This window comes from Alicycliphilus denitrificans K601 (assembly GCF_000204645.1).
GTDB classification, from domain to species: domain Bacteria; phylum Pseudomonadota; class Gammaproteobacteria; order Burkholderiales; family Burkholderiaceae_C; genus Alicycliphilus; species Alicycliphilus denitrificans.
Genome location: NC_015422.1, coordinates 2,480,190 through 2,505,572 on the forward strand (window position 1 = coordinate 2,480,190; position 25,383 = coordinate 2,505,572).

Sequence of the window (25,383 nt, forward strand, 5' to 3'; positions counted from 1 at the left end):
GGAGTGGACGGCAGGCCGCCTGCCAGTGTACGGTCAGCGCACCGAGAGCAGCTCCACCTCGAAATGCAGGGTCGCGTTGGGCGGGATCACGCCGCCTGCGCCGCGCTCGCCATAGGCGATGGAGGCGGGGCAGGTCAGGCGCGCCTTGCCGCCGGGCTTCATGCGCTGCAGCCCCTCGGTCCAGCAGGGGATCACGCGGTTCAGTGGAAACTCCGTGGCTTGGCCGCGCTTGTACGAACTGTCGAACTCCTTGCCGTCGGCGAACGTGCCGCGGTAGTGCACCCTGACCGTGTCGGTGGCCTTGGGCGCCGTGCCGCTGCCTTCCTTGAGTGATTCGTAGATGAGGCCGCTGCTGGTGGTGACCGGGGCTGCCTGGGCAAAGGCAGCGGGGGCCAGGGCGAGGCTGGCGAGCACGGGGAAGAGAAAGCGCATGGGAGGCTCTGCAAATGGAACGAGGGCACGATGGTAGGGCCTTCGGGGCCGGCTCCCGGGGAAGCACGGCTCATGTTCCAGGCGCCGAGGCTGCGGAGCTTCGTGGATTTCGCCTCTTATTTGTGGTAGTTTCCAAAAGTCAGCTCGGTAACACGGAGGGGTCCACTATGCTGCATTCGGGCGTTCCGGTGTAATTTGCTTACCGTGTATGGCAGGTCTTTACGGACCTTACGTTTTTGAATGTGTGCCAGCACACACGACAGTCTGAAGGAGGTCCGCATGCTGAATTCGAAAGAAGCCAACGGCACCAGCCCTTCGGCCCCGGAAGGTGATCCGCCACCGGTCTCGGGGCAGTTCGCGGTGCTCCAGAACCCGCCATCCATGTGGCCGGACTTCATGACCGGGCAGGTCGAGAAGCCGGTGCGCGTGCTGCTCGTGGATGACGACGCGCACATGCGCCGCGTGATCGCCCAGGAACTGATGGCGGACCAGCGCACCCTGCTGGTGGCGCAGGCCGCGAGCGTGCGCGAGGGCCGCAAGGCGATCAAGCAGCACGAGTTCGACGTCATGCTGGTGGACCTGAACCTGGGCGATGGAGAGGGCTTTCAGCTCATCGACTACATGAAGTCCATCCGGCCCGCGGCCGAAGCCGTGATCATCTCCATCATGGAGAACGACGATCAGGTGCTGCATGCATTCGAGCTGGGCGCGACGGGTTACCTCGTCAAGAACTCCTGGTTCGGCAGCTATCCGCAGGCCGTGTTGCAGGTGGCCAACGGCGGCGCGTCCATCACGCCCCATCTGGCCCGGCGGCTGCTGCAGCGGTTCGACCGCGCCGCGGCCCCGGCCACCCATGAGCAACAGCAGGACGAACGGGAGACGGAGCGACTGTCGCAGCGCGAGAAGGAGGTGCTGCGCATGGTCGCCAGCGGCTACACCAGCGCCGAGATCGGCACCCGCCTGCTCATTAGCAGCCTCACGGTGAATACGCACATCAAGAACATCTACCGCAAGCTCCAGGTGCGCACGCGCGCCCAGGCGGTGCGCTTCGCGTCGCTGCGGGGCCTGTTCTGACCGGAATCTCTGGAGCGCGCAGGGCGGGAGGCCCTGCATGCCGCGGATAACAAAAAAGGAAACCATGTTTCGCACGCGTCCACCGGCGTATGCATTGGCCTGTGCAGCCCTGTGTCTCATGCAACTGGTGGTGAATGTGCTGCTGGTGGCCTATGCCGGCCGGTTCGTGCCCGAGACCGCCCTGCGCTGGCAGATCTTCAGCCTGGCCATCACTTTCGTGCTGGGGGTCTTGATCCTGCTGCAGGTGCCGCGGGCGCTGCAGTGGCGCCCGCGGCGCAGCATCCGCCCGAGCCGCGAGCTCAAGATAGAGCGCCAGCGCATCGCGCGCGACCTGCACGACCAGGTCGGCTCGCAGCTCGTGCATGCCATGGCCCTGGTGGACGGCGGCTCGCCGGCCATGCGGCCGCTGCTGCAGGCGCTGGAGCATTGCCTGCTGGACCTGCGGCTGCTGGTCGATTCCATGGATGGCGACGACGACGCGCTGTCCGACCGTCTGGCACGCCTGCGCCACCGCATCCAGCCGGTGCTGGACCACCGCGGCATCGCGCTCGATTGGAACGTGATGCCGGCCGGCGAGGTGCCCATGCCCGTGGGCCTGCCCGCGCGGGAGCTCACCGCCATCGTCCAGGAGGCGCTGAGCAACGTGCTGCAGCATGCGTCGGCCACGGCCGTGTCGATCAGCCTGGAGCCTGTCCGGACGGCCGAGGGCGATGCCTGGCGGCTGCGGGTCGCGGACAACGGCAAGGGCCTTGCGACCCCCGAGCCCACGGGGCATGAGGCGGGCCATGGCATCGCGGGCATGCGGCTGCGCGCATCCAGGGCCGGGGGGGTGCTGGAACTACTGCCTTCCGCCGAGCAGGGCCTGTGCGTGCAGGTCACGCTGCCCGTGCGCCGTTGAGCCGGTGCGGCGTGTAGGAAAATTGCTGCCCAGGCGGGCCTGCGGCCCGCTGGATCCGCCGGTGGCGGTCCATCGAAGACGGAATGAAGGGATGCAGATGAGATTCTTGTGGCTCTCGGGCGCGCTGCTCGCAGCGGTTCTTGCGGGTTGCGCGGGCTCGCAACGGCTGGTTCCCAAGGTCGAGCAGGGGCAGGCGGAAGGCGGGGCCAAGACGGTGACGGTGGCATCCGAAAGCGTGGCCTGCTCGCGGCCGCAGTGCCCCGTGCTGGCGGCCGCATGGACCAGCGCCAAGGCCGGCCAGGCGGTGCTGACCGTGGGTCTGCCCTACCAGAAGGCCGAGGTGACGGGAGCGGACTTCCACTTCGGCGGCAGCCAGACGGTGCACGTGCGCTCGCGCTCGCGTGCCGATGCCCCGGCCCTGGGCTTTCCCGCCACCGCTTTCGACGTGCCCCTGGGCCTGATCGGCCAGATCGCCTATGCGCCGCGCAGCTGGGTGCGCGTGCACACGGCCGACGGGCGCAGCGTGGACGAGACGCTCAACAGCGGCGATCAACGCGGCAGGGCCGTGGAGGCGATGAGCTACTTCCTCGCCGCCGTGGAGTCCGCCAGCGGCAAGGCGATCGACGTCGAAGGCAACCGCGGCGGCCTGCTGGAGCGCCTGGGCGGGGGCAACAAGTAGGCCCCGGTCATGGGGCGGGGCGTGCCGGGCCGGTGATCTGCGCCAGGTGGTGGGCCAGCGTGGCGGCCGACAGCTCGCCCGCGCGCACGGCGACCAGCCGGCCCCGGCCGTCATAGAACAGCGTGGTGGGCAGGGCCTTGTATCCCAGCGTCCGGCCCAGCTGCGCGGGCGTGTCCAGCAGCACATCGGCGGCGGGCAGGCCCTGCCGCGCAGCAAAGCGCGCCACGGTTTCGGGCGGCTCCCCCTGGTTGACCCACAGGAAGCGCACCTGCCCGTGCGCCTGGCGGGCCTGCAGCAGCACCGGCATTTCGCGCCGGCACGGCGGGCACCAGCTGGCCCAGAGGTTGACGACCACGGGTTGCCCGCGCAGGTCTGCCGGTGCGACGCTGCCCGCGTCCAGCGCCACGCCGCGCCAGGTGGGCAGGTCTGCCGCGCCGGGCGCGGCCGTGGCTCGCAGCAGTGCCAGGCCCGTGAGCCATGCCGCAACGAACATGGCCAGGCCCGACGCCAGCGGCCGGCGCCAGGGGCTGCGCCACAGCCACAGAACGGCCACGTAGAGCAGGGCGGCCCCCAGGCCGGCCCAGGGCTGCCAGCCGCCGTCGCGGATGTCGGGCACCGACCAGGGGGCCGCGGCATATTCGGCCGGGTAGCCCAGCACGAAGCCCAGGCGCGCGGCCAGCAGCGCGGCCAGCGTGAGCCGCCAGCCATGCGGGCCGGGTGCAAGTCCGCTGCGCGCCGACAGGCGCTCATGCACCAGGTTGCCCAGCTGCCAGGCGGCCAGCAGGATGAGCAGCGTCCAGGGCAGCGCCAGGGGGCCGAGCTGCAGCATGCGTTCCATGGGCATCAACCGGGGGCCGGCTGCGCCGACGCACTTGCGCCAGCGCTGGCCGCCAGGGCGTTGCCTTTTGCGATGAGGATGTGCATGGGCGTCAATTGAAACGGCCGATTCTAAGAATCCGGCCCCTGCCGTGGCATATGGGGAGCTTCCAGGGCAAGCGGGCCATGCGCGGCATGGATAAGGACTGTTGCCGGCAGGGCGAAACCGAGGCGCTACAGTGGAGCGTATGCAAGCACCGCAACAGTCGCCCGCAGGCGTGGAGCCTGCGGCGCCCCTCCTTCAGCACCATCTGTTCTTCGCCGTGCTGCCCGACGCCGCGGCGGCGCACGCGGCGGCCGATCTGGCGCAGTCGCTCATCGCGCGCCACGACCTGCAGGCGCAGGTGCGGGCGCAGCGCCTGCACGCCACTCTGCTGTCGCTGGGCTGGGAGGCCGCACTGTCCGAGCGCCACCTGGCATGGGCGCGCGCCGCGGCGGCGCGGGTGCGGGCGCCGTCGTTCCAGCTGCGCTTCGACCGCGTGCTGAGCTTTGCGCGTGCGCCGCGGGCCAAGCGCCCCTGCGTGCTGTGCGGGCCTGCCGATGGGCACCCGGGCTTCCTGCACCTGTACGAGGCGCTGCACGCGCAGCTGTGGTCCCAGGTGCCGGGGCTGCAGGGCGTGCCGCAGGCGCCGCGCATCACGCCGCACATGACGCTGTGCTACAGCCGCCAGGCCGTGCCCGAGCAGGCCGTGCCGCCCCTGGCCTGGACGGTGGACCGCTTCGTGCTGCTGCACAACGTACGCGGATCGAGTGGGCCTTACGAGGTGCTGGGCGAGTGGCCCCTGGGCCCGACGACGCTATTTGAAACATAGCTGCCAACGCTTCATGCATGGGCGGTTGAGCCCATTTTGATGAGAATTTCGCGCCGCGCCTGCGGCCATGCCCGTCAGTGGGGCAGCTTGACGGCCTTCCAGCCGCTGTGGTCGAAGTACCTGCCGTAGGCGTTGGAGGCCTTGGCCACTTGAACCACGCCCGCGGCACGCTTGTTCTCGCCCTGCTTGCCCTGGGCTGCCTCGGCGCCGGCCATCAGGTCGGCCACGATGATGTGCAGCTGGGCGTCGGCTTCGGGGGGCAGCTTGCAGTTTTCCACCATGTAGGCGACCTGCTGGTTGATGGCGTTGACGAAGGCGTCGTAGTCGGCCTGCGTGGCCTTGCCCGCGTGGGCCGCGGGCAGGATCTGCGTGACCGATCCGTGAATGGCCGTCATGGCCTTGCGCAGCGGCGCGTCGGTGCCCCATTTCCTGCCGGCATTGAGCTGCAATTGGTGGGTCTCGGCGCCGCCGCCGTGGTCGTGCGCGGTGGCGGCCGTGGCGGCCAGGGGAGAGGCCAGGGCGGCGGCCAGCAGCAGTGCGGTGAAGGTGTTCACGAGAAAGCTCCGTTGAAGATCGAACCATGCAAGGCGGCCGTGCGCGGGTGGCGTGGCTGCCTTGCAGTCTTCAACGAAGGGCGCGCAGAAATGTTCCGTCTGCTTCGCATCTTCGGTGCGGGCACCTCATTTGCGGTGCAGCAGTTCCTCCTCGGTCGCCTCCCCGGCGTAGCGGCCCAGCAGCAGCTGCAGCAGCCGCTCGCGCTGCTCCTCATGAAGCAGCGCGCGCTCGGCCAGCAGCTGGGCGATCACGCGCTGCTGCTGCGCGGCCTGCAGGTGGGCAATGGCGGCCTGCTCGGCGTCGATGGCCGCGCGGTCCGGCGTGGCCGCGAAGATGTGGCGCACCAGGGCCTCGCGGTGGCGGCGTATGTCACCCCAGTTGGCCGACAGGTCGTGCAGGAAGGGCGCCTCCAGCCCGTCCCAGCGCGCGCGCTGCTCGGGCGTGAGCGCAAGATAGTCGGGCAGGTGCACGGCCGGCGCCGCCGTGCCTTGGGGAGGGGCCACGAGGGCGGGGCGCAGTACCAGCGCCGCGATAACGCCCAGGTTGAGCGCCAGCGAGACGGCCAGCAGGGCGCGGGTCCAGGCGGGGTATTTCATTGCAGGGTCCTCGGCAGTCGGCAAATCTCGGCGGCGGCGCAGAGCCCGCCGGGCGGCACGGGATCGAAGACGCGCGCCATGGCAGGGCTGGCAGCCGGTATGGACGCGCCCGTGCCCAGCAGCAGCCCGCCCAGCCACAGGCCGCAGACCAGAGCCGCGCCGGCCGCCAGGCCCGTGGGCATCCAGCCCGGCAGGCTCCAGCCGGCACGCCGGGGCCTTGGGGCGCGCCGCGGCAGCCGGTCCTGCAGCTGCGCCGCCAGATCGAAGCCCAGCGTGGGCGAGGGCAGGGCGTGCAGTTGCCGGCGCAGCGCTTGCAGCGCATCCAGCTGCTGGCGGCACACCGGGCAGGCCAGCAGATGCCGCCGCAGCGCGGCTTGCCGGCGCGCAGGCAGGGCCTGGTCGGCAAAGGCGGAAAGGTCTTCGGTGCGAGGGCAGGTCATGGCGGCTCCTTGCGGTCAGCGTGGCATGTGGCGCAGCAGCCCGGCGCGCGCGCGGGCGATGCGGGATTTGACGGTGCCCAGGCTTATGCCCAGCACCTCGGCAATGTCTTCGTAGGGCATGTCCTCGATGTCGCGCAGCAGCAGGATCTCGCGGTGCTCCACCGGCAGCCGCGCCAGCGCGCGCTCCAGCGCCGCGATGCGCTGGCGCGCCTGCAACGCGGCTTCGGGCGTGGGCGTGTCCGCCGGCACCTGCTCGTGCAGCGCCTCGTCCAGCGCCACGAACTCCACGCGCTGCGCGCGGCGCAGCCGGTCCACCGCCTGGTTGCGCGCGATGCGGAACAACCAGGTGGACAGGCGCGCATCCGGGCGCCAGCGGGGCAGTGCCTCGTAGGCGCTCAGAAAGGTTTCCTGGGTCAATTCGCGCGCATCCTCCTGTGACCGGGTCATGCGCACCAGGAAGCGGTAGATGCGGTCCTGGTAGTGCGCCACCAGCTCCGAGAACGCCGCAATCTCCCCGCGCCGGGCACGGGCGATGCGGTCGGTCTCGTCAAGCGGGCTCAAGGGGCGCATGGCAGGTATCAACGCACGGGGCCGGCAAAAGTTCCATCGCCGTGCGGACCCTGGCGCCACGCAATAATGCCGCGCATCCACATCATCAGGAGGAAGGGAACCATGTCCGCCATTCGCCTTGCCGCTGCCTGCGCGGCCGCCTTGTCTGCCGGCCTGCTTGCGCAGAGCGCCAGCGCCGCGTGCTACGTGGTCTATGGGGCAGACAAGCAGCTCATCTACCGCTCGCAGACGCCGCCGGTGGACCTGTCGCGCCCCCTGCACGAGACCGTGGCGCAGATCGCCCCGGGCGGCACGCTGGTGTTCTCGCTGGACAACCACGGCTGCGAGCTCGAGATCAACCACCTGCCCAGCGTGGGCGCCCCCCGCTCCGGCGCCGCGGACGCCGCGCCCCCCGCGCGCGTGCCGCCTGCCGAGCGGCGCTGAAACGGCGTCCATGGCCCGCCGGGGCGGCGGCGGCCTGAGACAATCGGGGCCATGAGCGACCCCACTGCAACCCATCTACCACCCGAACCCCAGCACCCTCTGCCGCCCGGCTGGCTCGAAGTCACGTCCATGGACATGGACGCCCAGGGCGTGGCGCGCAAGAGCGACGGCAAGGTCGTGTTCATCGACGGCGCCCTGCCCACCGAACTGGTCAGCGCCAACACCCATCGCAAGAAGAACAACTGGGAGCAGGCCAGCCTCACCGAGATCCACCGCGAATCCAGCCTGCGCGTGCGGCCCGGCTGCCCGCACTTCGGCCTGCACGCGGGCGCCTGCGGCGGCTGCAAGATGCAGCACCTGGATGCCGGCGCGCAGGTGGCCATGAAGCAGCGCGTGCTGGAGGACAACCTCTGGCACCTGGCCAAGGTGAAGGCCGAGACCATCCTGCGCCCCATCGAGGGGCCGGCCTGGGGCTACCGCTACCGCGCGCGCCTGTCGGTGCGCTACGTGCCCAAGAAGGGCACGGTGCTGGTGGGCTTTCACGAGCGCAAGAGCCGCTACATCGCCGACATGCAGACCTGCAAGATCCTGCCGCCGCACGTGGACGCCATGCTCATGCCGCTGCGCGCCCTGATCGCCGGCATGCAGGCGCGCGACACCTGCCCGCAGATCGAGCTGGCCTGCGGCGACGCGGTCACGGCCCTGGTGCTGCGCCACCTGGAGCCGCTGTCGGACGCCGACAAGGACAGGCTGCGCGCCTTCGCGGCCGAGCATGGCGTGCAATGGTGGCTGCAGCCCAAGGGGCCGGACACCGTGCACCTGCTCGACGAGGGCGGCGAGCAGCTCGCCTACGGGCTGCCGGACTTCGGCATCACCATGCCCTTCAAGCCCACGGACTTCACCCAGGTCAACCCGCACATCAACCGCGTGCTGGTCACGCGCGCGCTGCGTCTGCTGGATGCGCGCGAGGACGAGCGCGTGATCGACTGGTTCTGCGGCCTGGGCAACTTCACGCTGCCCATCGCCACCCGCTCGCGCGAGGTGCTGGGCGTGGAGGGCAGCGAGGCTCTGGTCGCCCGCTCGCGCGAGAATTATCAGAAGAATCAGGCCCAAAGGCAGGCTGGTAAAGCGCTGGCAGCTACCAATTTTGTTGCGCGCAACCTGTTCGAGATGACGCCCGAGGTGCTGATCGCCGACGGCGCGGCCGACAAATGGCTGGTCGATCCGCCGCGCGAGGGCGCATTCGCCCTGTCCAAGGCGCTGGCCGACATCCACCAGGCGCGCCTGGGCGCCGCGGAGGCGCCGCCGCTGCCCGCGGGGCACGAGCGCTGGCAGCCGCCCCGGCGCATCGTCTACGTGAGCTGCAACCCCGCCACGCTGGCGCGCGACGCGGGCCTGCTGGTGCACCAGGCGGGCTACCGCTGCGCGGCGGCGGGCGTGGTCAACATGTTCCCGCACACGGCCCATGTGGAGAGCATGGCGGTGTTCGAGCGGGCGGCTTGAAATTGCCCTCCATGCGCTCTTCCCCTCCGCCCTCGCACGAAGACCCGGTGGCCGCGCGGCTGCGCCGGGCCGAGCCCTGCCTGTGGTTCAACCCGCGGCGCCGGGACACGGCGGCGCGGCTGCCCGTGGCCGGCACGCAGATCGGCCTGGATGACATGGAGGCCGCCGCCGCCCGCTTCGCGCGCTGCGCGCCGCTGCTCGCGCAGGTGTTCCCCGAGCTGCGGGCCGTGGGCGGCGTGATCGAATCGCCCCTGCTGCGGGCGCCGGGCCTGCACCCGGCCGCCGGCCTGGCGCCGGGGCAGGGCGCCTTGTGGATCAAGGCCGACCATGGGCTGCCCGTGGCCGGCTCGGTCAAGGCCCGCGGCGGCATCCACGAGGTGCTGGAGCTGGCCGAGCGCCTGGCCCTGCGGCACGGCCTGCTCACCCCGCAATCCGGCCCCGGCGACTACCGCGCCCTGGCCGGCCCGGCCGCGCGCGCCGTGTTCGCGCGCCACACCGTGGCCGTGGGCTCCACGGGCAACCTGGGGCTGGGCATCGGCGTGGCCGCATCGGCGCTGGGCTTTCGCGCGGTGGTGCACATGTCGGCCGACGCCAAGGAATGGAAGAAAGAGCGCCTGCGCCTGCGCGGCGTGCAGGTGGTGGAGCACGCGGGCGACTACGAGGGCGCCGTGGCCGCGGGGCGCGCGCAGGCCGCGCAGGACCCGTTCAGCCATTTCGTGGACGACGAGCGCTCGCTGTCCCTGCTGCTGGGCTACAGCGCCGCCGCGCCGTACCTGCGCCGGCAGCTGCGGGACGCGGGCATCGCCGTGGATGCGCGGCACCCGCTGTTCGTGTACCTGCCCTGCGGCGTGGGCGGCGCGCCAGCGGGCATCACCTTCGGCCTGCGGCAGGTGCTGGGGCCGCATGTGCACTGTTTCTTCGCGGAGCCGGTGCAGTCGCCCTGCTTCATGGTGCAGATGATGGCCGGGCAGGGCGCCCACCCCTCGGTGTACGACTGGGGCCTGACCAACAAAACCGAGGCCGACGGCCTGGCCGTGCCGCGCGCCTCGCTGCCCGCGGCCGAGCTCATGGCGCCGCTGCTCTCGGGCTGCTTCACGGTGCGCGACGAGACGCTTTTCCGCCAGCTGGTGCAGGTGCTGGACGCCACGGGCGAGCGCATCGAGCCATCGGCCGCCGCGGGGCTGGGCGGCCCCGGGCTGCTGGCGGGCACGGATGGCGGCCGAGCCTGGCTGGCCGCGCAGGGCCTGCTGCCCCACCTGCCGCAGGCCACGCACCTGGTGTGGACCACGGGCGGGCTATTCGTGCCCCCCGAGGCCTACGCGCGCTTCGTGGAGCGCGGGCGGGCGGCGGGCTGAAGCCGGCGCGGGGCGTCACTCGGGCGCCAGCCAGGCCACGCGGCCGTGCCCCAGGTCGCCCATGCGCTCCATGAAGGCCTCGGCCCGGGCCTGGGGCAGGCGCAGCCGCAGCAGCACCTGCGAGCCGTGGGCCACGTCCAGCAGCTCGGCGCCGGCGGCCTCGACCTCGCGGCGCAGCAGCCCCTCCAGCGCATAGGGCACGCTGCACCGCAGGGTGCTCATGCGCTGCAGCGGTGTCTTCTCGGCCTGCAGCAGGGCCTGGGCCACGGTGTCGGTGTAGGCCCGCACCAGGCCGCCCGCGCCCAGCTTCACGCCGCCGAAGTAGCGCACCACGGTGGCCAGGACGCCCTCCAGGTCCTGGTGGCGCAGCACGTCCAGCATGGGCCGGCCGGCCGTGCCGCCGGGCTCGCCGTCGTCCACCGCGGCCGACTGGCCGCCCGCCAGCAGCGCCCAGCAGACATGGGCCGCGCCCGGGTGCTGGCGCCACAGCCCGTCCACCACCGCCTGGGCGCCGGCGCGGTCCGCCATGGGCTGCACGCAGCCGATGAAGCGGCTCTTCTTGATGACGAGTTCGCTGTGGACGGGGGCGCTCAGGGTGTATGGCATGGGGGCCGCGAGCTTACCCCAGCCACGTTTTCTGCCATTTCGTGACATTTCGCAGGCTTGATTTCCCCGGCCGCCGCTGCGAAATGCAGGAATGCCACGTCCCGCCTGCGGCCGGCCAGGGCACATGTCTGCCCGATGCATCCGGCCAGCCGGGCGTGGCTTGCATCAAGGAGGAATCAGCATGCACACACTCTGGAAGCCCCTGGCGATGGCCCTCGTGGTCGGCGCCGGCGCGCACGCGGCATGGGCCGCCGACTGCGCCACCGAGATCAATGGCAATGACGCCATGCAGTACGACAAGACGAGCATCAGCGTGCCCGCCAGCTGCAAGCAGTTCACCGTCACGCTCAAGCACACGGGCAAGCTGCCCAAGGCGACCATGGGCCACAACTGGGTGCTGGCCAAGACGGCCGACATGCAGGGCGTGGTGGCCGACGGCGTGGCGGCCGGCCTGGGCAAGAACTACGTCAAGGACGGCGACACGCGCGTGCTGGCCCACACCAAGGTCGTGGGCGGCGGCGAGTCCGACGCGGTGACCTTTGCCACCAGCGCGCTCAAGGCCGGCGGGCCGTACAGCTATTTCTGCTCGTTCCCGGGGCATTCGGTCGTCATGAAGGGCTCGCTGGCGCTGGCCAAGTGAGGGTGGGGGTGGGCGGGCCATGGCGGAAACGGCACGCGGCACCTAAAATGCCCGGCCCCGTCCCGCAGGCCCGCCGATGAACGCCCCTATCGATGTCTCCTTCTTTCCGCGCCACGCCAAGCCCCTGACCAGCTACCGCCCGTACTGGGCCAAGCGCTTCGGCCCGGCGCCCTATCTGCCGATGAGCCGCGCCGAGATGGAGCGGCTCGGCTGGGACAGCTGCGACGTCGTGCTGGTGACGGGCGACGCCTACGTGGACCACCCGAGCTTCGGCATGGCCGTGATCGGCCGCGTGCTGGAGGCGCAGGGCTTTCGCGTGGGCATCATCGCCCAGCCCGACTGGCACAGCGCCGACGCCTTCAAGGCGCTGGGCAAGCCCAACCTGTTTTGGGGCGTGACGGCGGGCAACATGGATTCCATGATCAACCGCTACACGGCGGACCGCAAGATCCGCAGCGACGACGCCTACACCCCCGGCGACGTGGGCGGCAAGCGCCCCGACCGCGCGGCCGTCGTCTACAGCCAGCGCTGCCGCGAGGCGTACAAGGACGTGCCCATCGTGCTCGGCGGCATCGAGGGGAGCCTGCGCCGCATCGCCCACTACGACTACTGGAGCGACAAGGTGCGCCGCTCCATCGTGGTGGACAGCAAGTGCGACATCCTGCTGTTCGGCAACGCCGAGCGCGCCCTGGTCGAGGTGGCGCACCGCATCGCCCAGCGCCAGCCGGTGGAGAGCATCACCGACGTGCGCGGCACGGCCTTCGTGCGCCGCGCGTCGGAGCCCGGCTGGTTCGAGATCGACTCCACCGAGGTGGACGAGCCCGGCCGCGTCGACGAGCTCATCAACCCCTACATGACCACGAGCGAGCAGGCCGCGGCCCAGGGCCAGGCTTGCGCGCAGGAGGATGCTCCTTCTTCCATAGCTGCAAGCGCTTGCCAGGAAAGCGCTGGAGGCAAAAAAGACCTGAAGCCCGTGCAATTCATCCCCAACCCGGCGCTGCCGGCCCGGGGGCGCAGCGGCCGCGCCCTGCCGCCGCGCGGCAGGACGGTGATCCGCCTGCCCGGCTACGAGCAGGTCAAGGCCGACCCCGTGCTCTACGCCCACGCCAACCGCGTGCTGCACCTGGAGACCAACCCCGGCAACGCCCGCGCGCTGGTGCAGGCGCATGGCGAGGGCAGGGCGGCGCGCGACGTGTGGCTGAACCCGCCGCCCATCCCCCTGACCACGGCCGAGATGGACTGGATCTTCGGCTTGCCCTATGCGCGCAACCCCCACCCGGGCTATGCCGACGAGAAGGGCGGCTTCGAGGGGGCCACCAAGATCCCCGCGTGGGAGATGATCCGCGCCTCCATCAACATCATGCGCGGCTGCTTCGGCGGCTGCACCTTCTGCTCCATCACCGAGCACGAGGGGCGCATCATCCAGAGCCGCTCCGAGGACTCCATCCTTGCCGAGGTGGAAGACATTCGCGACAAGGTCAAGGGCTTCACCGGCACCATCTCCGACCTGGGCGGCCCCACGGCCAACATGTACCGCCTGGGCTGCCGCAGCCCCGAGATCGAGGCCGCCTGCCGCAAGCCCAGCTGCGTGTTCCCCGGCATCTGCCAGAACCTGCACACCGACCACGGCCCGCTCATCAACATCTACCGCCGCGCGCGCAGGTTGCCGGGCATCAAGAAGATCCTGATCGGCTCGGGCCTGCGCTACGACCTGGCGGTGCAGTCGCCCGAGTACGTGAAGGAACTGGTGCAGCACCACGTGGGCGGGTACCTCAAGATCGCGCCCGAGCACACCGAGGCAGGGCCGCTGTCGAAGATGATGAAGCCCGGCATAGGCAACTACGACCGCTTCAAGCAGATGTTCGAGCAGTACACGGCCGAGGCGGGCAAGAAGCAGTACCTGATCCCGTACTTCATCGCCGCCCACCCCGGCACCACCGACGAGGACATGCTGAACCTGGCCCTCTGGCTCAAGAAGAACGGCTTTCGCGCCGACCAGGTGCAGGCCTTCTACCCCAGCCCCATGGCCAGCGCCACGGCCATGTACCACACGGGCCGCAACACCCTGACCCGCGTGCGCCGCCAGATGCGCGACGCCGCCGAGGAGCAGGTGGACACCGTGCGCGGCGAGAAGCGCCGCCGCCTGCACAAGGCCTTCCTGCGCTACCACGACCCGAACAACTGGCCGCTGCTGCGCGAGGCCCTGAAGAGCATGGGCCGCGCCGACCTGATCGGCAACGGCAAGCACCACCTGATCCCCACGTTCCAGCCGCTGGTCGATGGCGGCTACCAGAGCGCGCGCAGGAAGAACAGCACCGCGCCCAAGGGCGGCGCGCCCGGCGTGGGCTACGCCATCAACAAGGACGGCAAGGCCGTCGCGCTGCGCCGCCGCCCGCAGGAGCAGCAGGAGCCCCAGGGCGACGTGCGCTTCCGCACGGCCCAGCCCCGGCCGGGGCAGATGCTGTCCCAGCACACGGGCCTGCCGCCGCGCAAGCGGCGCTAAGCTCCTATATCGATAGCTGCAAGCGCTTGCTAGGTAGGTGCTAAAGCCCAAAAAGACCATGAAAAAACCGCCCGAGGGCGGTTTCTCATTGGCGGGTGGCCGAAGAGGCTCAGATCACCTTGGCGATCGACTGGCATACGTAGTCGATATTCTTGCTGTTGAGCGCGGCCACGCACATGCGGCCCGTGTCGGTGCCGTAGACGCCGAACTCGCTCCTCAGGCGCACCATCTGGTCCTTGGACAGGCCCGAGTAGCTGAACATGCCGATCTGCGTGGTGATGAAGCCCATGTCCTGCTTCACGCCGGCGGCTTTCAGGCCGTCCACCAGCTTCTGGCGCATGGCCTTGATGCGCACGCGCATCTCGCCCAGTTCCTTTTCCCACAGGGCGCGCAGCGCGGGGTCGTTCAGCACCGCGGCCACCACGGCGCCGCCGTGCGTGGGCGGGTTGCTGTAGTTGGTGCGGATGACGATCTTGAGCTGGCTGAGCACGCGCGCGGCCTCGTCCTTGTCGTTGGCCACCACCGACAGCGCGCCCACGCGCTCGCCGTACAGGCTGAAGCTCTTGCTGAAGGACGTGGAGACGAAGATGTTCAGGCCCGCGGCGACGAACTTGCCGATGACGGCGCCGTCCTCGGCGATGCCGTGGCCGAAGCCCTGGTAGGCCATGTCGAGGAAGGCCACGAGGCCCTTGGCCTTGACCACCTCGATCACCTTGTCCCACTGCGCGGGCGTGATGTCGTAGCCCGTGGGGTTGTGGCAGCAGGCGTGCAGCACGGCGATGGTGCCGGGCGCGGCGGCCTGCAGGTCGGCCAGCATGCCGTCGAAGTCCACCGAGCGCGTGGCGGCGTCGTAGTAGCGGTAGCTGCCCACCTCGAAGCCCGCGTTGGTGAAGATGGCGCGGTGGTTCTCCCAGCTCGGGTCGGAGATCAGCACCTTGGCATCCGGGCTGACCTTTTTCAGGAAGTCGGCGCCGATCTTCAGGCCGCCCGTGCCGCCGATGGCCTGCACCGTGGCCACGCGGCCGGACTTGACCACGTCGGAGTCGGCGCCGAACACCAGCGCCTTGACGGCGTTGTCGTAGGCGGCGATGCCGTCGATCGGCAGATAGCCGCGCGCCGTGGGCTTGTCCATCATGGCCTTTTCGGCCGCCTGCACACACTGCAGCAGGGGCAGCTTGCCGTTGTCGTCGAAGTACACGCCCACGCCCAGGTTGACCTTGGCGGGGTTGGTGTCGGCGGCGAATTGTTCGTTCAGACCCAGGATGGGGTCGCGGGGTGCCATTTCGACGGCAGAAAACAGAGACATGAAGAATCCTTGAGGGGGGTGGAATTTCTCGCGCGTGACCCCAGGTGCAGTAGGCTTTCGGGTCAGCCCGCAATTTTAATGAACGACGCGCGTCCGGGTGTCGTTGACCGCCGCCATGCAACCAGCCGCCACTGCCGCGCCCGCACCCGCCGGGCAGTTCGTCCACTTTCCCGACTCGCCGTTCGAGCTGTTCCAGCCCTATCCGCCGGCGGGCGACCAGCCCGAGGCCATCGCCAAGCTGGTGGAGGGCGTGCGCGACGGCGAGGTGTTCCAGACCCTGCTGGGCGTGACGGGTTCGGGCAAGACCTTCACCATGGCCAACGTGATCGCCCGCCTGGGCCGTCCGGCCATCGTGTTCGCGCCCAACAAGACGCTGGCGGCGCAGCTCTACAGCGAGTTCCGCGAGTTCTTCCCCAAGAACGCGGTGGAGTATTTCGTCAGCTACTACGACTACTACCAGCCCGAGGCCTACGTGCCGCAGCGCGACCTGTTCATCGAGAAGGACAGCGCCATCAACGAGCACATCGAGCAGATGCGCCTGTCTTGCACCAAGAGCCTGCTGGAGCGCCGTGATGTGGTCATCGTCGCCACCGTGTCGGCCATCTACGGCATCGGCAACCCCGAGAGCTACCACCGCATGGTGATGACGCTGCGCGCCGGCGACAGGATGGGCCAGCGCGAGGTGATCGCCCAGCTGATCCGCATGCAGTACCAGCGCAACGACCAGGACTTCTCGCGCGGCAAGTTCCGCGTGCGCGGCGACACCATCGACGTGTTCCCGGCCGAGCATTCCGAGCTCGCGGTGCGCATCGAGCTCTTCGACGACGAGGTCGAGAGCCTGCAGCTGTTCGACCCGCTCACCGGGCGCGTGCAGCAGAAAATCCCGCGCTTCACCGTCTACCCCAGCAGCCACTACGTGACGCCGCGCGACGTGGTGCTGGGCGCCGTGGAGACCATCAAGGAGGAACTGCGCGAGCGCCTGGAGTTCTTCGCCAGGGAGGGCAAGCTGGTCGAGGCCCAGCGCCTGGAGCAGCGCACGCGCTTCGACCTGGAGATGCTGTCCGAGGTGGGGCACTGCAAGGGCATCGAGAACTACACGCGCCACCTCTCGGGCGCCGCCCCGGGCGAGCCGCCGAGCACGCTCACCGACTACCTGCCGCCCGATGCGCTGATGTTCCTCGACGAGAGCCACCAGATGATCGGCCAGCTCAACGCCATGTACAACGGCGACCGCTCGCGCAAGACCACGCTGGTCGAATACGGCTTTCGCCTGCCTTCGGCGCTGGACAACCGCCCGCTCAAGTTCGAGGAGTTCGAGCAGCGCATGCGCCAGGTGGTCTTCGTCTCGGCCACGCCGGCGGACTACGAGAAGGAGCACTCGGGCCAGATCGTGGACCAGGTGGTGCGCCCCACGGGCCTGGTCGATCCCGAGGTGGAGGTGCGCCCGGCCAGCACCCAGGTCGACGACGTGCTGCAGGAAATCCGCCTGCGCGTGGAGAAGAACGAGCGCGTGCTCATCACCACGCTGACCAAGCGCATGGCCGAGCAGCTGACCGACTACCTCGCCGACAACGGCGTGAAGGTGCGCTACCTGCACTCCGACGTGGACACCGTGGAGCGCGTGGAAATCATCCGCGACCTGCGCCTGGGCGCCTTCGACGTGCTGGTGGGCATCAACCTGCTGCGCGAGGGTTTGGACATCCCCGAGGTGTCGCTGGTCGCCATTCTGGACGCCGACAAAGAAGGCTTTCTGCGTGCCGAGCGCAGCCTGATCCAGACCATTGGCCGCGCGGCGCGCAACGTCAACGGCAAGGCCATTTTGTACGCCGACCGTGTGACCGACTCGATGAAAAAAGCCATCGGCGAGACGGAACGCCGGCGTGCCAAACAGATCGCACACAACGAGGCGCTGGGGATCACGCCGCGCAGCATTGTCAAGCAGGTAAGAGACCTGATTGACGGCGTCTACAGCGAAAAGGCCGGCCAGGAGGCGTTGCGCCTGGAGCAGGAGGCGGCGCGCCACGCCGAGCTCGAGGAGATGTCCGAAAAGGACATCGCGCGCGAGATCAAGCGGTTGGAGAAACGCATGCTGGAACATGCGCGCAACCTGGAATTCGAACAGGCCGCGCGTGTGCGCGACGAGCTAGCCCGCCTGAAGGACCGGGTCTTTGGCGCCCATGGCGGCGACCATGTCCCGGCCTGAGCGCGGCACCGGGTGTGTGACCGGGCGGGGGGAAATGCGACTGTGCAGTCTAGTTACCCGACAAAATTGATAGGGTTTGTGCTATACTCCCACCAACTACTCAACTAATAGAGCCTAGCGAAGACAAGGGCCTCGGGGCAGCGGTTACGGGCTGCCAGCTCCGTGGAAAGGGCGGAGACGGTGCCAGGGCGTGGATCAAGCCATGTCCGGGCGTTTTGATAACGATCAAGCCTAGACAAAGGAGCTTGCGATGCGTCTCACTACCAAAGGCCGTTTTGCGGTCACCGCCATGATCGACCTGGCCCTGCGCCAGAACAATGGCCCCGTCACCCTGGCGGCCATCAGCCAGCGCCAGCAGATTTCGCTGTCCTACCTGGAGCAGCTGTTCGGCAAGCTGCGTCGTCACGAACTGGTGGAGTCCACGCGTGGCCCCGGCGGCGGCTACACGCTGGCCCGCAAGGCGGGCGATATTACCGTAGCCGACATCATCGTCTCCGTGGACGAGCCCATCGACGCCACGCAATGCGGCGGCAAGGAGAACTGCCTGGGCGAGGCGGGCCGCTGCATGACGCACGACCTCTGGGCCACGCTGAACCAGCGTATGGTGGAGTTCCTCGATTCCGTGACGCTGCAGAAACTGGTGGACGACCAGCTCGCCAAGGGCGTGCAGATCGAGGACAAGCCCGTCACGCGCCGCGCCATCTCGACCACGCCGGTGGTCAAGCCCATCCGCGTGAATGCGCCCAACTCGGTGTTCGCCCTGGGCAACGCCTTCGCCAAGTCCTGAGCCTTGCAGGCCGATGCCGCACCATTCGTTTGATTCCAGACTTTCGCCAGCCAGCGCCTTCCATTCGAGCCAGCCATGGACATGACTCCGCATTTCCCCATTTACCTTGACTACGGCGCCACGACTCCCGTGGACGGCCGGGTCGTCGACGCGATGATTCCCTGGCTGCGCGAGCACTTCGGCAATCCGGCGTCGCGCAGCCATGCCTGGGGCTGGGAGGCGGAAGAGGCCGTGGAGAAGGCCCGCGGCCATGTGGCCGATCTCATCGGCGCCGACCCGCGCGAGATCGTCTGGACCAGCGGCGCGACCGAGTCGAACAACCTCGCCATCAAGGGCGCGGCCCATTTCTACAAGGGCAAGGGCAAGCACCTCATCACCGTCAAGACCGAGCACAAGGCCGTGCTGGACGTGATGCGCGAGCTTGAACGCCAGGGCTTCGAGGTCACCTACCTCGACGTGCAGGAGAACGGCCTGCTCGACATCGAGAAGTTCAAGGCCGCGCTGCGCCCCGACACCATCCTCGCCAGCGTCATGTTCGTGAACAACGAGATCGGCGTGGTCCAGGACATCCCGGCCATCGGCGCCCTGTGCCGCGAGAAGGGCGTGATTTTCCATGTGGACGCCGCCCAGGCCACCGGCAAGGTCGAGATCGACCTGGGCCGGCTGCCCGTGGACCTGATGAGTCTGGCATCGCACAAGACCTACGGCCCCAAGGGCATAGGCGCGCTGTACGTGCGCCGCAAGCCGCGCGTGCGCATCGAGGCGCAGATGCACGGCGGCGGCCACGAGCGCGGCATGCGCTCGGGCACGCTGCCCACGCACCAGATCGTGGGCATGGGCGAGGCCTTCCGCCTCGCCAGGCTGGAGATGGTGCAGGACCTGGCCAAGGTGCGCGCGCTGCACGAGCGCCTGCTCAATGGCCTGAAGGACATCGAGCAGGTGTTCATCAACGGCGACCTGCGGCAGCGCGTGCCCCACAACCTGAACATAAGCTTCAACTACGTGGAGGGTGAATCGCTGATCATGGGCATCAAGGGCCTGGCGGTGTCGAGCGGTTCGGCCTGCACCTCGGCCAGCCTGGAGCCCAGCTACGTGCTGCGCGCGCTGGGGCGCAGCGACGAGCTGGCGCACAGCAGCCTGCGCATGACCATCGGCCGCTTCACGACCGAGGAAGAAATCGACTACGCGATCAGCACCATCCGCCACAACGTGGCCAAGCTGCGCGAACTGAGCCCCCTGTGGGAGATGTACCAGGATGGCGTCGACCTGAGCACCATCCAGTGGGCGGCCCACTGACAGACTAGGAGGAACACACACCATGGCTTATTCCGACAAAGTGATCGACCATTACGAAAACCCCCGCAACGTCGGTTCGTTCGACAAGGGCGACGACACCGTGGGCACCGGCATGGTGGGCGCGCCCGCCTGCGGCGACGTGATGAAGCTGCAGATCAAGGTGAACCCCGAGACCGGCGTGATCGAGGACGCGCGCTTCAAGACTTACGGCTGCGGCTCGGCCATCGCGTCGTCGTCGCTGGTGACCGAATGGGTCAAGGGCAAGACGCTGGACGAGGCGGCTGCGCTCAAGAACAGCCAGATCGCCGAGGAACTGGCGCTGCCGCCCGTGAAGATCCACTGCTCCATCCTGGCCGAGGACGCGATCAAGGCGGCCGTGAACGACTACAAGGCCAAGCACGAAGCGGCCGTGGAAGCCGCCTGATACGACCATGGCCATCACGTTGACCGAAGCCGCTGCCCGGCATGTGACCCGCTACCTTGCCCGCAGGGGCAAAGGGCTTGGCGTGCGTCTTGGCGTCAAGACCACGGGCTGCTCGGGCCTGGCCTACAAGCTCGAATACGTGGACGAGCAGGCTCCAGAGGACATCGTTTTCGAAAACCATGGCGTCAAGGTGCTGATCGACCCCAAGAGCCTGGCCTATATCGACGGGACGGAGCTCGACTTCGTGCGCGAGGGCCTCAACGAGGGTTTTCGCTTCATCAACCCCAACGAGCGCGATCGCTGCGGCTGCGGAGAGAGCTTCCGCGTGTGACCGTGCCGTGAGTCAGCGCCGCAACCGCCATCGCCCGCTGCGCTGGCGGTTTTTTTTATGAATCTTCAATCCGACGATTTCGAACTCTTCGGCGTGCCGCGCAGCTTCGCGCAGGAGCGGGCCACGCTCGATGCCCGCTGGAAGGACCTGCAGCGCGAGGCCCATCCCGACCGCTTCGCCGCGCAGGGGGCGGCCGCGCAGCGCGTGGCCATGCAGTGGTCGGTGCGCATCAACGAGGCCTACCAGCGCCTGAAGGATCCGCTCAGGCGCGCCGCCTACCTGTGCGAGCTCCACGGCGCGCCGATACGCGCCGAGGACAACACGGCCATGCCCGCGGCCTTCCTGATGCAGCAGATGCAGTGGCGCGAGGCGCTCGAAGAGGCCGCCAGCATGGCCGAGCTCGACGCCCTCGATGACGAGACCCAGGCCGCGCGCGGCGCCGCCATCGCGCGCTGCGGCGAGCTGATCGACGCGCGGCAGGACTACGCCGGCGCGGCGCGCGAGGTCAGAGCCCTCATGTTCATTGCGCGATTTGCGCAGGACATCGATTCGCGGCGCGAGCAACTGGGACAATAGCGGGTTGCCTCCACACCTTTGCCTTCGACTCACTCCATGGCGCTTCTGCAGATATCCGAACCCGGCCAGTCCCCCGACCCGCACCAGCGCCGCATCGCCATAGGCATAGACCTGGGCACCACGCATTCGCTGGTGGCCGCGATGAAGAGCGGCGTGGCCGAATGCCTGCCGGACGCGCAAGGCAGGGTGCTGCTGCCCTCGGTCGTGCGCTACCTGGCGGGCGGCGCCCGCCACATCGGGCATGAGGCCGCCGCGGCGCAGACCCTGGACCCGTCGAACACGGTGGCGTCCGTCAAGCGCTTCATGGGGCGGGGCCTCGCCGACATCGCCGGGCACGAGGCACTGCCCTACGACTTCGTTTCCTCGCAAGACGCGGGCGGCATGCTGCGCCTGTCCACGGCCGCGGGCATGAAGTCGCCCGTCGAGGTCAGTGCCGAGATCCTGGCCACGCTGCGCTTTCGCGCCGAGGACAGCTTCGACAGCGACATCTACGGCGCCGTGATCACCGTGCCGGCTTACTTCGACGACGCGCAGCGCCAGGCCACCAAGGACGCGGCGCGCCTGGCCGGCTTGAACCTGCTGCGCCTGATCAACGAACCCACGGCGGCCGCCATCGCCTACGGCCTGGACAATGCCGCAGAGGGTGTCTATGCCGTGTACGACCTGGGCGGCGGCACCTTCGACATCTCCGTACTACGCCTCACCAAGGGCGTGTTCGAGGTCATCGCCACGGGGGGCGACTCGGCCCTGGGGGGCGACGACTACGACGCGTTCCTCGCCGACTGGGTGCTGCAGCGGCTGGGCCTGCGGGCGCGCACGCCCGAGGACAAGGCCGCCGTGCGCCTGGCGGCGCGGGCCTGCAAGGAGGCTCTCACTGCTACCGAAACCGCAGCGTTCAGCGCAGACGTGGCGGGCCAGAGGGTCCATTTTGACGTAAAGCGTTCGGATTTTGATGCGGTCACCGCCGCGCTCACCCAGCGTTCGCTCGCGGCCGTGCGCCGCGCGCTGCGCGACGCGCAGATCGGGCGGGATGACGTGCAGGGCGTGGTGCTGGTGGGTGGCTCCACCCGCATGCCGCAGGTGCGCGAGGCAGTGGCCGGGTTCTTCGGCCGCGAGCCGCTGACCAACCTCAACCCCGACGAGGTGGTCGCCATAGGCGCGGCCATCCAGGCCAACCAGCTCGCCGGCAACGACGCCGCGGGCGACCTGCTGCTGCTCGACGTGATCCCCCTGTCCCTGGGGCTGGAGACCATGGGCGGCCTGGTCGAGCGCATCGTGAACCGCAACGAGACCATCCCCACGGCCAAGGCGCAGGACTTCACCACCTACAAGGACGGCCAGACCGCGCTCGCGCTCCACGTGGTGCAGGGCGAGCGCGACCTGGTGCAGGACTGCCGCAGCCTCGCGCGCTTCGAGCTGCGCGGCATCCCGCCCATGGCTGCCGGCGCGGCGCGCATACGCGTGACCTTCACCGTCGATGCCGACGGCCTGCTCAGCGTGAGCGCGCGCGAGCAGACCAGCGGCGTGGAGGCGCGCATCGACGTCAAGCCCTCGTACGGCCTCTCCGACGAGCAGATCGCCCGCATGCTGCAGGACGGCTTCGCCACGGCGCAGCAGGACATGCGGGCGCGCGCCCTGGTCGAGGCGCGCGTCGATGCCGACCGCCTGCTGGTTGCCACGCAAAGCGCCCTGGACGCCGACGGCGACATGCTCGCGCCCGACGAGCGCGAGGCCATCGATGCCTTGATGCAGGCGCTGCGCACGGCGCTGGAGGCGGGCCGGGATGCGGCCGCCATCGAGGCCGCGACGAGCGCCCTGGCCAAGGGCACCGAGGCCTTCGCGGCCCGGCGCATGAACCGCGGCATCCGCGAGGCGCTGGCCGGCAGGAACGTGGACACGCTTTGACGCACCCCATCATCGACACCGGAACCTAGGCTGCCATGCCCGTCATCAGAATCCTGCCCCACCACGAATACTGCCCCGAGGGGGCCGAGATCACCGCGCCCGCCGGCACCTCGATCTGCGAGGCGCTGCTGGACAACAACATCAAGATCGAGCATGCCTGCGACATGAGCTGCGCCTGCACCACCTGCCACGTCATCGTGCGCCAGGGCTACGAGTCGCTCAACGATGCCGAGGAGGAGGAGGAAGACCTGCTCGACCGCGCCTGGGGCCTGGAGCCGCAGTCGCGCCTGTCGTGCCAGGCCATCCTCGCGCAGAGCGACGTGACGGTGGAGATTCCCAAGTACTCCATCAACCACGCCAAGGAGAACCACTGATGCCGCGGCAGATCGTCCTGGACACGGAAACCACCGGCCTGTCCGCCGAGAACGGCGACCGCATCATCGAACTGGGCTGCGTGGAGCTGCTGAGCCGCAAGCTCACGGGCAACAACCTGCACCTGTACCTGAACCCCGAGCGCGACAGCCACGAGGATGCGCTGAAGGTGCACGGCATCAGCAACGAGTTCCTGCGCGACAAGCCCAAGTTCGCCGAGGTGGTGCACGACATCCTGGAATACCTGCGGGGCGCCGAGCTCATCATCCACAACGCGAGCTTCGACGTCGGCTTCCTGGACAAGGAACTGGAGCTCGCAGGCCTGCCGCCGCTGGCCGCGCACGTGGACGGCGTCATCGACACCCTGGCCATGGCCAAGGAGATGTTCCCGGGCAAGCGCAATTCGCTGGACGCGCTGTGCGACCGCCTGGAGGTGGACAACTCGGGCCGCACGCTGCACGGCGCATTGCTCGACGCCGAACTGCTGGCCGACGTCTACATCAACATGACCCGCGGCCAGGATGCGCTGCTGATCATGGACGAGACGGCCAATGGCGAGGGCGGCGTGAAGGTGGCGGCCGTCGACCTGAGCCGCCTGGTGCTGCCGGTGCTGCTCGCCAGCGACCAGGAACTGGCCGAGCACGAGGACCTGCTCGCGCAGATCGACAAGTCGAGCGCAGGCAAAACAATTTGGCGTACTCGCGCCGAGGCGCAAAAAGCTATGCCATAATTGTTGGCTGTCGCCACAGCGGCAACGGGTGATTAGCTCAGCGGTAGAGCACTGCCTTCACACGGCAGGGGTCACATGTTCGATCCATGTATCACCCACCAGTTTTCAAGCTCCGGCCCATCGGGCCGAAGCCTTGGGCGATTAGCTCAGCGGTAGAGCACTGCCTTCACACGGCAGGGGTCACATGTTCGATCCATGTATCGCCCACCACATCAAACCCCTTGCAAAGCATGCCTTCAAGGGGTTTTCTTTTTCGATCGCCAGCCCGTATAAAGCCTCGAAGGAGATAAGCAATGAGCGATAGGGTGGATTGCGTCGTCGTCGGCGCGGGAGTGGTGGGACTGGCCGTGGCGCGTGCGCTGGCCCTGGCCGGGCGTGAGGTGATGGTGCTGGAGGCGGCCAACGCCATCGGCACGGAAACCAGCTCGCGCAACAGCGAGGTGATACACGCCGGCATCTACTACCCCCAGGGCTCGCTCAAGGCGCGGCTGTGCGTGCAGGGCAAGGCCATGCTGTACGACTACTGCGCGCAGCGCGGCCTGCCGCATCGCCGCTGCGGCAAGCTCATCGTGGCCACCTCGCCCCAGCAGCAGGCGCAGCTCGATGGCATCAGGCAGCGCGCGGCCGCCAATGGCGTGGATGACCTGCAGTGGCTCACGCGCGACGAGGCCAGGGCGCTGGAGCCCGAGCTCGAATGCGTGGCCGCGCTGCTGTCGCCCAGCACGGGTATCGTTGACAGCCACGCGCTCATGCTGGCGCTGCTCGGCGACTTGGAGAACGCCGGCGGTCTTCTGGCATTGAACTCGCCTCTCGAGCGCGCCCAGTGTTCGCCAGATGCTATTCATCTAGAAGCAAGGGACGGCACCCGCATCAGTGCGCGCACGGTGGTGAACGCGGCCGGCCTGCATGCGCCGGACCTGGCGCGCCGCTTCGCGGGGCTCGATCCCGCCCACGTGCCGCGGGCGGCGTATGCCAAGGGCAACTACTTCACGCTGTCGGGCCGCGCGCCGTTCAGTCGACTGATCTACCCGGTGCCCGAGGCCGCCGGGCTGGGCGTGCACCTGACGCTGGACCTGGGCGGTCAGGCCAAGTTCGGGCCCGACGTGCAGTGGGTGGACGGCCCGGACGACCTGGTGGTGGACGCCGGCCGCGCACAGGGCTTCTATGCCGAGGTGCGCAAGTACTGGCCGGGCCTGCGCGATGGGGCGCTGGCTGCGGGCTATGCGGGCATCCGCCCGAAGATCCACGAGCCGCAGGAGCCCGCAGCCGATTTCGTGATCCAGGGGCCGCGCCAGCATGGCGTGGCCGGGCTGGTCAACCTGTTCGGCATCGAGTCGCCGGGGCTGACCAGCGCGCTGGCCATCGGCGCATATGTGTCGGACATGTTCTCTGATCGAAGCGCTTGATTCCTGTCGAAAAGCACGCCCTGGCGATGTGCCATTCTTGAAACGGGCTGGCTGGGCTAAGATGAAGCATCCGCCTACATGTTTG

Annotated in this window: 27 protein-coding genes and 2 tRNA genes; 21 read left to right on the forward strand and 8 right to left on the reverse strand. The window is 68.9% G+C overall.

All coding sequences use genetic code 11. The annotated features are described in order from the left end of the window. Positions 1–33: 33 nt before the first annotated feature. Positions 34–432, reverse strand: coding sequence for an FKBP-type peptidyl-prolyl cis-trans isomerase (locus ALIDE2_RS11850; RefSeq protein WP_013722163.1), 399 nt, complete (start codon positions 430–432; stop codon positions 34–36). A 381-nt stretch (positions 433–813) separates the two neighbouring features. Between ALIDE2_RS11850 and ALIDE2_RS11855 the strand changes: the two genes are divergently transcribed. From ALIDE2_RS11855 to ALIDE2_RS11865, 3 genes are all read left to right on the forward strand, one after another. Further along, a complete protein-coding gene (locus ALIDE2_RS11855; RefSeq protein WP_238530148.1) occupies positions 814–1,506 on the forward strand; it encodes a LuxR C-terminal-related transcriptional regulator in 693 nt (230 codons plus the stop codon). A gap of 118 nt (positions 1,507–1,624) precedes the next feature. Beyond that, positions 1,625–2,404, forward strand: coding sequence for a sensor histidine kinase (locus ALIDE2_RS11860; RefSeq protein WP_238530128.1), 780 nt, complete (start codon positions 1,625–1,627; stop codon positions 2,402–2,404). A gap of 91 nt (positions 2,405–2,495) precedes the next feature. Next, on the forward strand, positions 2,496–3,083 hold the full coding sequence (locus ALIDE2_RS11865) for a hypothetical protein (RefSeq protein WP_013519021.1): 588 nt from the start codon (positions 2,496–2,498) through the stop codon (positions 3,081–3,083). A 7-nt stretch (positions 3,084–3,090) separates the two neighbouring features. Here ALIDE2_RS11865 and ALIDE2_RS11870 read toward each other — a convergent pair whose 3' ends face one another. Then, the gene (locus ALIDE2_RS11870; protein WP_013519022.1) at positions 3,091–3,921 is read right to left on the reverse strand and encodes a TlpA family protein disulfide reductase; all 831 of its coding nucleotides are present in this window, start codon (positions 3,919–3,921) and stop codon (positions 3,091–3,093) included. Between the two features lie 226 nt (positions 3,922–4,147). On the opposite strand from ALIDE2_RS11870, the gene ALIDE2_RS11875 reads away from it, so the two are divergent. Continuing rightward, positions 4,148–4,771 carry a 2'-5' RNA ligase family protein gene (locus ALIDE2_RS11875; protein WP_013519023.1) on the forward strand — a complete coding sequence of 208 codons (624 nt, stop codon included), beginning with the start codon at positions 4,148–4,150 and terminating at the stop codon, positions 4,769–4,771. Between the two features lie 74 nt (positions 4,772–4,845). On the opposite strand, the gene ALIDE2_RS11880 is transcribed toward ALIDE2_RS11875, so the two are convergent. The 4 genes from ALIDE2_RS11880 to ALIDE2_RS11895 form a co-directional block, all read right to left on the reverse strand. Further along, positions 4,846–5,325, reverse strand: a complete 480-nt coding sequence (locus tag ALIDE2_RS11880; RefSeq protein ID WP_013519024.1) for a hypothetical protein — start codon at positions 5,323–5,325, stop codon at positions 4,846–4,848. Positions 5,326–5,451: 126 nt separating this feature from the next. Then, positions 5,452–5,922 carry a Spy/CpxP family protein refolding chaperone gene (locus ALIDE2_RS11885; protein ID WP_013722164.1) on the reverse strand — a complete coding sequence of 157 codons (471 nt, stop codon included), beginning with the start codon at positions 5,920–5,922 and terminating at the stop codon, positions 5,452–5,454. After that, positions 5,919–6,362: an anti-sigma factor family protein gene (locus tag ALIDE2_RS11890; RefSeq protein ID WP_013519026.1), complete on the reverse strand. Its 444-nt coding sequence runs from the start codon at positions 6,360–6,362 to the stop codon at positions 5,919–5,921. Before ALIDE2_RS11890 ends, ALIDE2_RS11885 begins: the two co-directional genes overlap by 4 nt. Before the next feature lie 15 nt (positions 6,363–6,377). Next, entirely contained in the window at positions 6,378–6,932 is a 555-nt protein-coding gene (locus tag ALIDE2_RS11895) for a sigma-70 family RNA polymerase sigma factor (RefSeq protein ID WP_013519027.1), read from the reverse strand. A 102-nt stretch (positions 6,933–7,034) separates the two neighbouring features. Between ALIDE2_RS11895 and ALIDE2_RS11900 the strand changes: the two genes are divergently transcribed. The 3 genes from ALIDE2_RS11900 to ALIDE2_RS11910 are packed head-to-tail and all read left to right on the forward strand — an operon-like array spanning position 7,035 to position 10,213. Further along, positions 7,035–7,355, forward strand: coding sequence for a hypothetical protein (locus ALIDE2_RS11900; protein WP_013519028.1), 321 nt, complete (start codon positions 7,035–7,037; stop codon positions 7,353–7,355). 51 nt (positions 7,356–7,406) lie between these two features. Then, entirely contained in the window at positions 7,407–8,858 is a 1,452-nt protein-coding gene (gene rlmD / locus ALIDE2_RS11905; protein WP_013722165.1) for a 23S rRNA (uracil(1939)-C(5))-methyltransferase RlmD, read from the forward strand. An 11-nt stretch (positions 8,859–8,869) separates the two neighbouring features. Further along, on the forward strand, positions 8,870–10,213 hold the full coding sequence (locus ALIDE2_RS11910; RefSeq protein WP_013722166.1) for a D-serine ammonia-lyase: 1,344 nt from the start codon (positions 8,870–8,872) through the stop codon (positions 10,211–10,213). 15 nt (positions 10,214–10,228) lie between these two features. Here the strand turns inward: ALIDE2_RS11910 and ALIDE2_RS11915 are convergent, their stop codons facing one another. After that, positions 10,229–10,819: an IMPACT family protein gene (locus ALIDE2_RS11915; protein WP_013519031.1), complete on the reverse strand. Its 591-nt coding sequence runs from the start codon at positions 10,817–10,819 to the stop codon at positions 10,229–10,231. A 181-nt stretch (positions 10,820–11,000) separates the two neighbouring features. Between ALIDE2_RS11915 and azu the strand changes: the two genes are divergently transcribed. Then, entirely contained in the window at positions 11,001–11,459 is a 459-nt protein-coding gene (gene azu, locus ALIDE2_RS11920; protein ID WP_013722167.1) for an azurin, read from the forward strand. A gap of 76 nt (positions 11,460–11,535) precedes the next feature. Continuing rightward, complete coding sequence (locus tag ALIDE2_RS11925) at positions 11,536–13,962, forward strand: YgiQ family radical SAM protein (RefSeq protein ID WP_013722168.1); 2,427 nt, start codon at positions 11,536–11,538, stop codon at positions 13,960–13,962. Positions 13,963–14,071: 109 nt separating this feature from the next. Here the strand turns inward: ALIDE2_RS11925 and ALIDE2_RS11930 are convergent, their stop codons facing one another. Continuing rightward, positions 14,072–15,268 (reverse strand): amino acid aminotransferase, encoded by a 1,197-nt coding sequence (locus ALIDE2_RS11930; RefSeq protein ID WP_013519034.1) that lies wholly within the window; start codon positions 15,266–15,268, stop codon positions 14,072–14,074. A 115-nt stretch (positions 15,269–15,383) separates the two neighbouring features. Here ALIDE2_RS11930 and uvrB point away from each other — a divergent pair, with 115 nt between their 5' ends. The 12 genes from uvrB (at position 15,384) to ALIDE2_RS11990 (ending at position 25,298) form a co-directional block, all read left to right on the forward strand. After that, positions 15,384–17,471, forward strand: a complete 2,088-nt coding sequence (gene uvrB / locus ALIDE2_RS11935) for an excinuclease ABC subunit UvrB (protein WP_013519035.1) — start codon at positions 15,384–15,386, stop codon at positions 17,469–17,471. A 250-nt stretch (positions 17,472–17,721) separates the two neighbouring features. Then, a complete protein-coding gene (gene iscR / locus ALIDE2_RS11940) occupies positions 17,722–18,258 on the forward strand; it encodes a Fe-S cluster assembly transcriptional regulator IscR (protein ID WP_013519036.1) in 537 nt (178 codons plus the stop codon). A 75-nt stretch (positions 18,259–18,333) separates the two neighbouring features. Further along, positions 18,334–19,554, forward strand: coding sequence for an IscS subfamily cysteine desulfurase (locus tag ALIDE2_RS11945; protein WP_013519037.1), 1,221 nt, complete (start codon positions 18,334–18,336; stop codon positions 19,552–19,554). Positions 19,555–19,576: 22 nt separating this feature from the next. After that, positions 19,577–19,978 carry a Fe-S cluster assembly scaffold IscU gene (gene iscU / locus ALIDE2_RS11950; RefSeq protein WP_013519038.1) on the forward strand — a complete coding sequence of 134 codons (402 nt, stop codon included), beginning with the start codon at positions 19,577–19,579 and terminating at the stop codon, positions 19,976–19,978. A 7-nt stretch (positions 19,979–19,985) separates the two neighbouring features. Further along, complete coding sequence (gene iscA, locus ALIDE2_RS11955) at positions 19,986–20,309, forward strand: iron-sulfur cluster assembly protein IscA (protein ID WP_013519039.1); 324 nt, start codon at positions 19,986–19,988, stop codon at positions 20,307–20,309. Positions 20,310–20,366: 57 nt separating this feature from the next. Beyond that, positions 20,367–20,885 (forward strand): Fe-S protein assembly co-chaperone HscB, encoded by a 519-nt coding sequence (gene hscB, locus ALIDE2_RS11960; RefSeq protein WP_013519040.1) that lies wholly within the window; start codon positions 20,367–20,369, stop codon positions 20,883–20,885. A gap of 36 nt (positions 20,886–20,921) precedes the next feature. After that, positions 20,922–22,790, forward strand: coding sequence for a Fe-S protein assembly chaperone HscA (hscA, locus tag ALIDE2_RS11965; RefSeq protein ID WP_013519041.1), 1,869 nt, complete (start codon positions 20,922–20,924; stop codon positions 22,788–22,790). A 35-nt stretch (positions 22,791–22,825) separates the two neighbouring features. Further along, positions 22,826–23,164, forward strand: coding sequence for an ISC system 2Fe-2S type ferredoxin (fdx, locus tag ALIDE2_RS11970; RefSeq protein WP_013519042.1), 339 nt, complete (start codon positions 22,826–22,828; stop codon positions 23,162–23,164). After that, positions 23,164–23,892 carry a DNA polymerase III subunit epsilon gene (gene dnaQ, locus ALIDE2_RS11975; protein ID WP_013519043.1) on the forward strand — a complete coding sequence of 243 codons (729 nt, stop codon included), beginning with the start codon at positions 23,164–23,166 and terminating at the stop codon, positions 23,890–23,892. Before fdx ends, dnaQ begins: the two co-directional genes overlap by 1 nt. A gap of 26 nt (positions 23,893–23,918) precedes the next feature. Then, positions 23,919–23,993 (forward strand) — tRNA-Val (locus ALIDE2_RS11980). A gap of 34 nt (positions 23,994–24,027) precedes the next feature. Next, positions 24,028–24,102 (forward strand) — tRNA-Val (locus ALIDE2_RS11985). 83 nt (positions 24,103–24,185) lie between these two features. Continuing rightward, positions 24,186–25,298 (forward strand): NAD(P)/FAD-dependent oxidoreductase, encoded by a 1,113-nt coding sequence (locus ALIDE2_RS11990; protein WP_013519044.1) that lies wholly within the window; start codon positions 24,186–24,188, stop codon positions 25,296–25,298. Positions 25,299–25,383 lie beyond the last annotated feature (85 nt).

Bases quoted from the DNA above. Each gene is read 5' to 3' on its own strand.
- rlmD (WP_013722165.1), top strand. From the start codon at position 7,407: ATGAGCGACCCCACTGCAACCCATCTACCACCCGAACCCCAGCACCCT.
- iscA (WP_013519039.1), top strand. From the start codon at position 19,986: ATGGCCATCACGTTGACCGAAGCCGCTGCCCGGCATGTGACCCGCTAC.
- ALIDE2_RS11875 (WP_013519023.1), top strand. From the start codon at position 4,148: ATGCAAGCACCGCAACAGTCGCCCGCAGGCGTGGAGCCTGCGGCGCCC.
- ALIDE2_RS11895 (WP_013519027.1), bottom strand. From the start codon at position 6,932: ATGCGCCCCTTGAGCCCGCTTGACGAGACCGACCGCATCGCCCGTGCC.
- ALIDE2_RS11850 (WP_013722163.1), bottom strand. From the start codon at position 432: ATGCGCTTTCTCTTCCCCGTGCTCGCCAGCCTCGCCCTGGCCCCCGCT.
- ALIDE2_RS11925 (WP_013722168.1), top strand. From the start codon at position 11,536: ATGAACGCCCCTATCGATGTCTCCTTCTTTCCGCGCCACGCCAAGCCC.
- azu (WP_013722167.1), top strand. From the start codon at position 11,001: ATGCACACACTCTGGAAGCCCCTGGCGATGGCCCTCGTGGTCGGCGCC.
- ALIDE2_RS11865 (WP_013519021.1), top strand. From the start codon at position 2,496: ATGCAGATGAGATTCTTGTGGCTCTCGGGCGCGCTGCTCGCAGCGGTT.
- ALIDE2_RS11930 (WP_013519034.1), bottom strand. From the start codon at position 15,268: ATGTCTCTGTTTTCTGCCGTCGAAATGGCACCCCGCGACCCCATCCTG.
- ALIDE2_RS11885 (WP_013722164.1), bottom strand. From the start codon at position 5,922: ATGAAATACCCCGCCTGGACCCGCGCCCTGCTGGCCGTCTCGCTGGCG.
- ALIDE2_RS11910 (WP_013722166.1), top strand. From the start codon at position 8,870: ATGCGCTCTTCCCCTCCGCCCTCGCACGAAGACCCGGTGGCCGCGCGG.
- ALIDE2_RS11900 (WP_013519028.1), top strand. From the start codon at position 7,035: ATGTCCGCCATTCGCCTTGCCGCTGCCTGCGCGGCCGCCTTGTCTGCC.
- dnaQ (WP_013519043.1), top strand. From the start codon at position 23,164: ATGCCGCGGCAGATCGTCCTGGACACGGAAACCACCGGCCTGTCCGCC.
- ALIDE2_RS11945 (WP_013519037.1), top strand. From the start codon at position 18,334: ATGGACATGACTCCGCATTTCCCCATTTACCTTGACTACGGCGCCACG.
- fdx (WP_013519042.1), top strand. From the start codon at position 22,826: ATGCCCGTCATCAGAATCCTGCCCCACCACGAATACTGCCCCGAGGGG.
- ALIDE2_RS11870 (WP_013519022.1), bottom strand. From the start codon at position 3,921: ATGGAACGCATGCTGCAGCTCGGCCCCCTGGCGCTGCCCTGGACGCTG.
- ALIDE2_RS11855 (WP_238530148.1), top strand. From the start codon at position 814: ATGTGGCCGGACTTCATGACCGGGCAGGTCGAGAAGCCGGTGCGCGTG.
- ALIDE2_RS11890 (WP_013519026.1), bottom strand. From the start codon at position 6,362: ATGACCTGCCCTCGCACCGAAGACCTTTCCGCCTTTGCCGACCAGGCC.
- ALIDE2_RS11990 (WP_013519044.1), top strand. From the start codon at position 24,186: ATGAGCGATAGGGTGGATTGCGTCGTCGTCGGCGCGGGAGTGGTGGGA.
- uvrB (WP_013519035.1), top strand. From the start codon at position 15,384: ATGCAACCAGCCGCCACTGCCGCGCCCGCACCCGCCGGGCAGTTCGTC.
- iscR (WP_013519036.1), top strand. From the start codon at position 17,722: ATGCGTCTCACTACCAAAGGCCGTTTTGCGGTCACCGCCATGATCGAC.
- ALIDE2_RS11860 (WP_238530128.1), top strand. From the start codon at position 1,625: ATGCAACTGGTGGTGAATGTGCTGCTGGTGGCCTATGCCGGCCGGTTC.
- hscB (WP_013519040.1), top strand. From the start codon at position 20,367: ATGAATCTTCAATCCGACGATTTCGAACTCTTCGGCGTGCCGCGCAGC.
- ALIDE2_RS11915 (WP_013519031.1), bottom strand. From the start codon at position 10,819: ATGCCATACACCCTGAGCGCCCCCGTCCACAGCGAACTCGTCATCAAG.
- hscA (WP_013519041.1), top strand. From the start codon at position 20,922: ATGGCGCTTCTGCAGATATCCGAACCCGGCCAGTCCCCCGACCCGCAC.
- iscU (WP_013519038.1), top strand. From the start codon at position 19,577: ATGGCTTATTCCGACAAAGTGATCGACCATTACGAAAACCCCCGCAAC.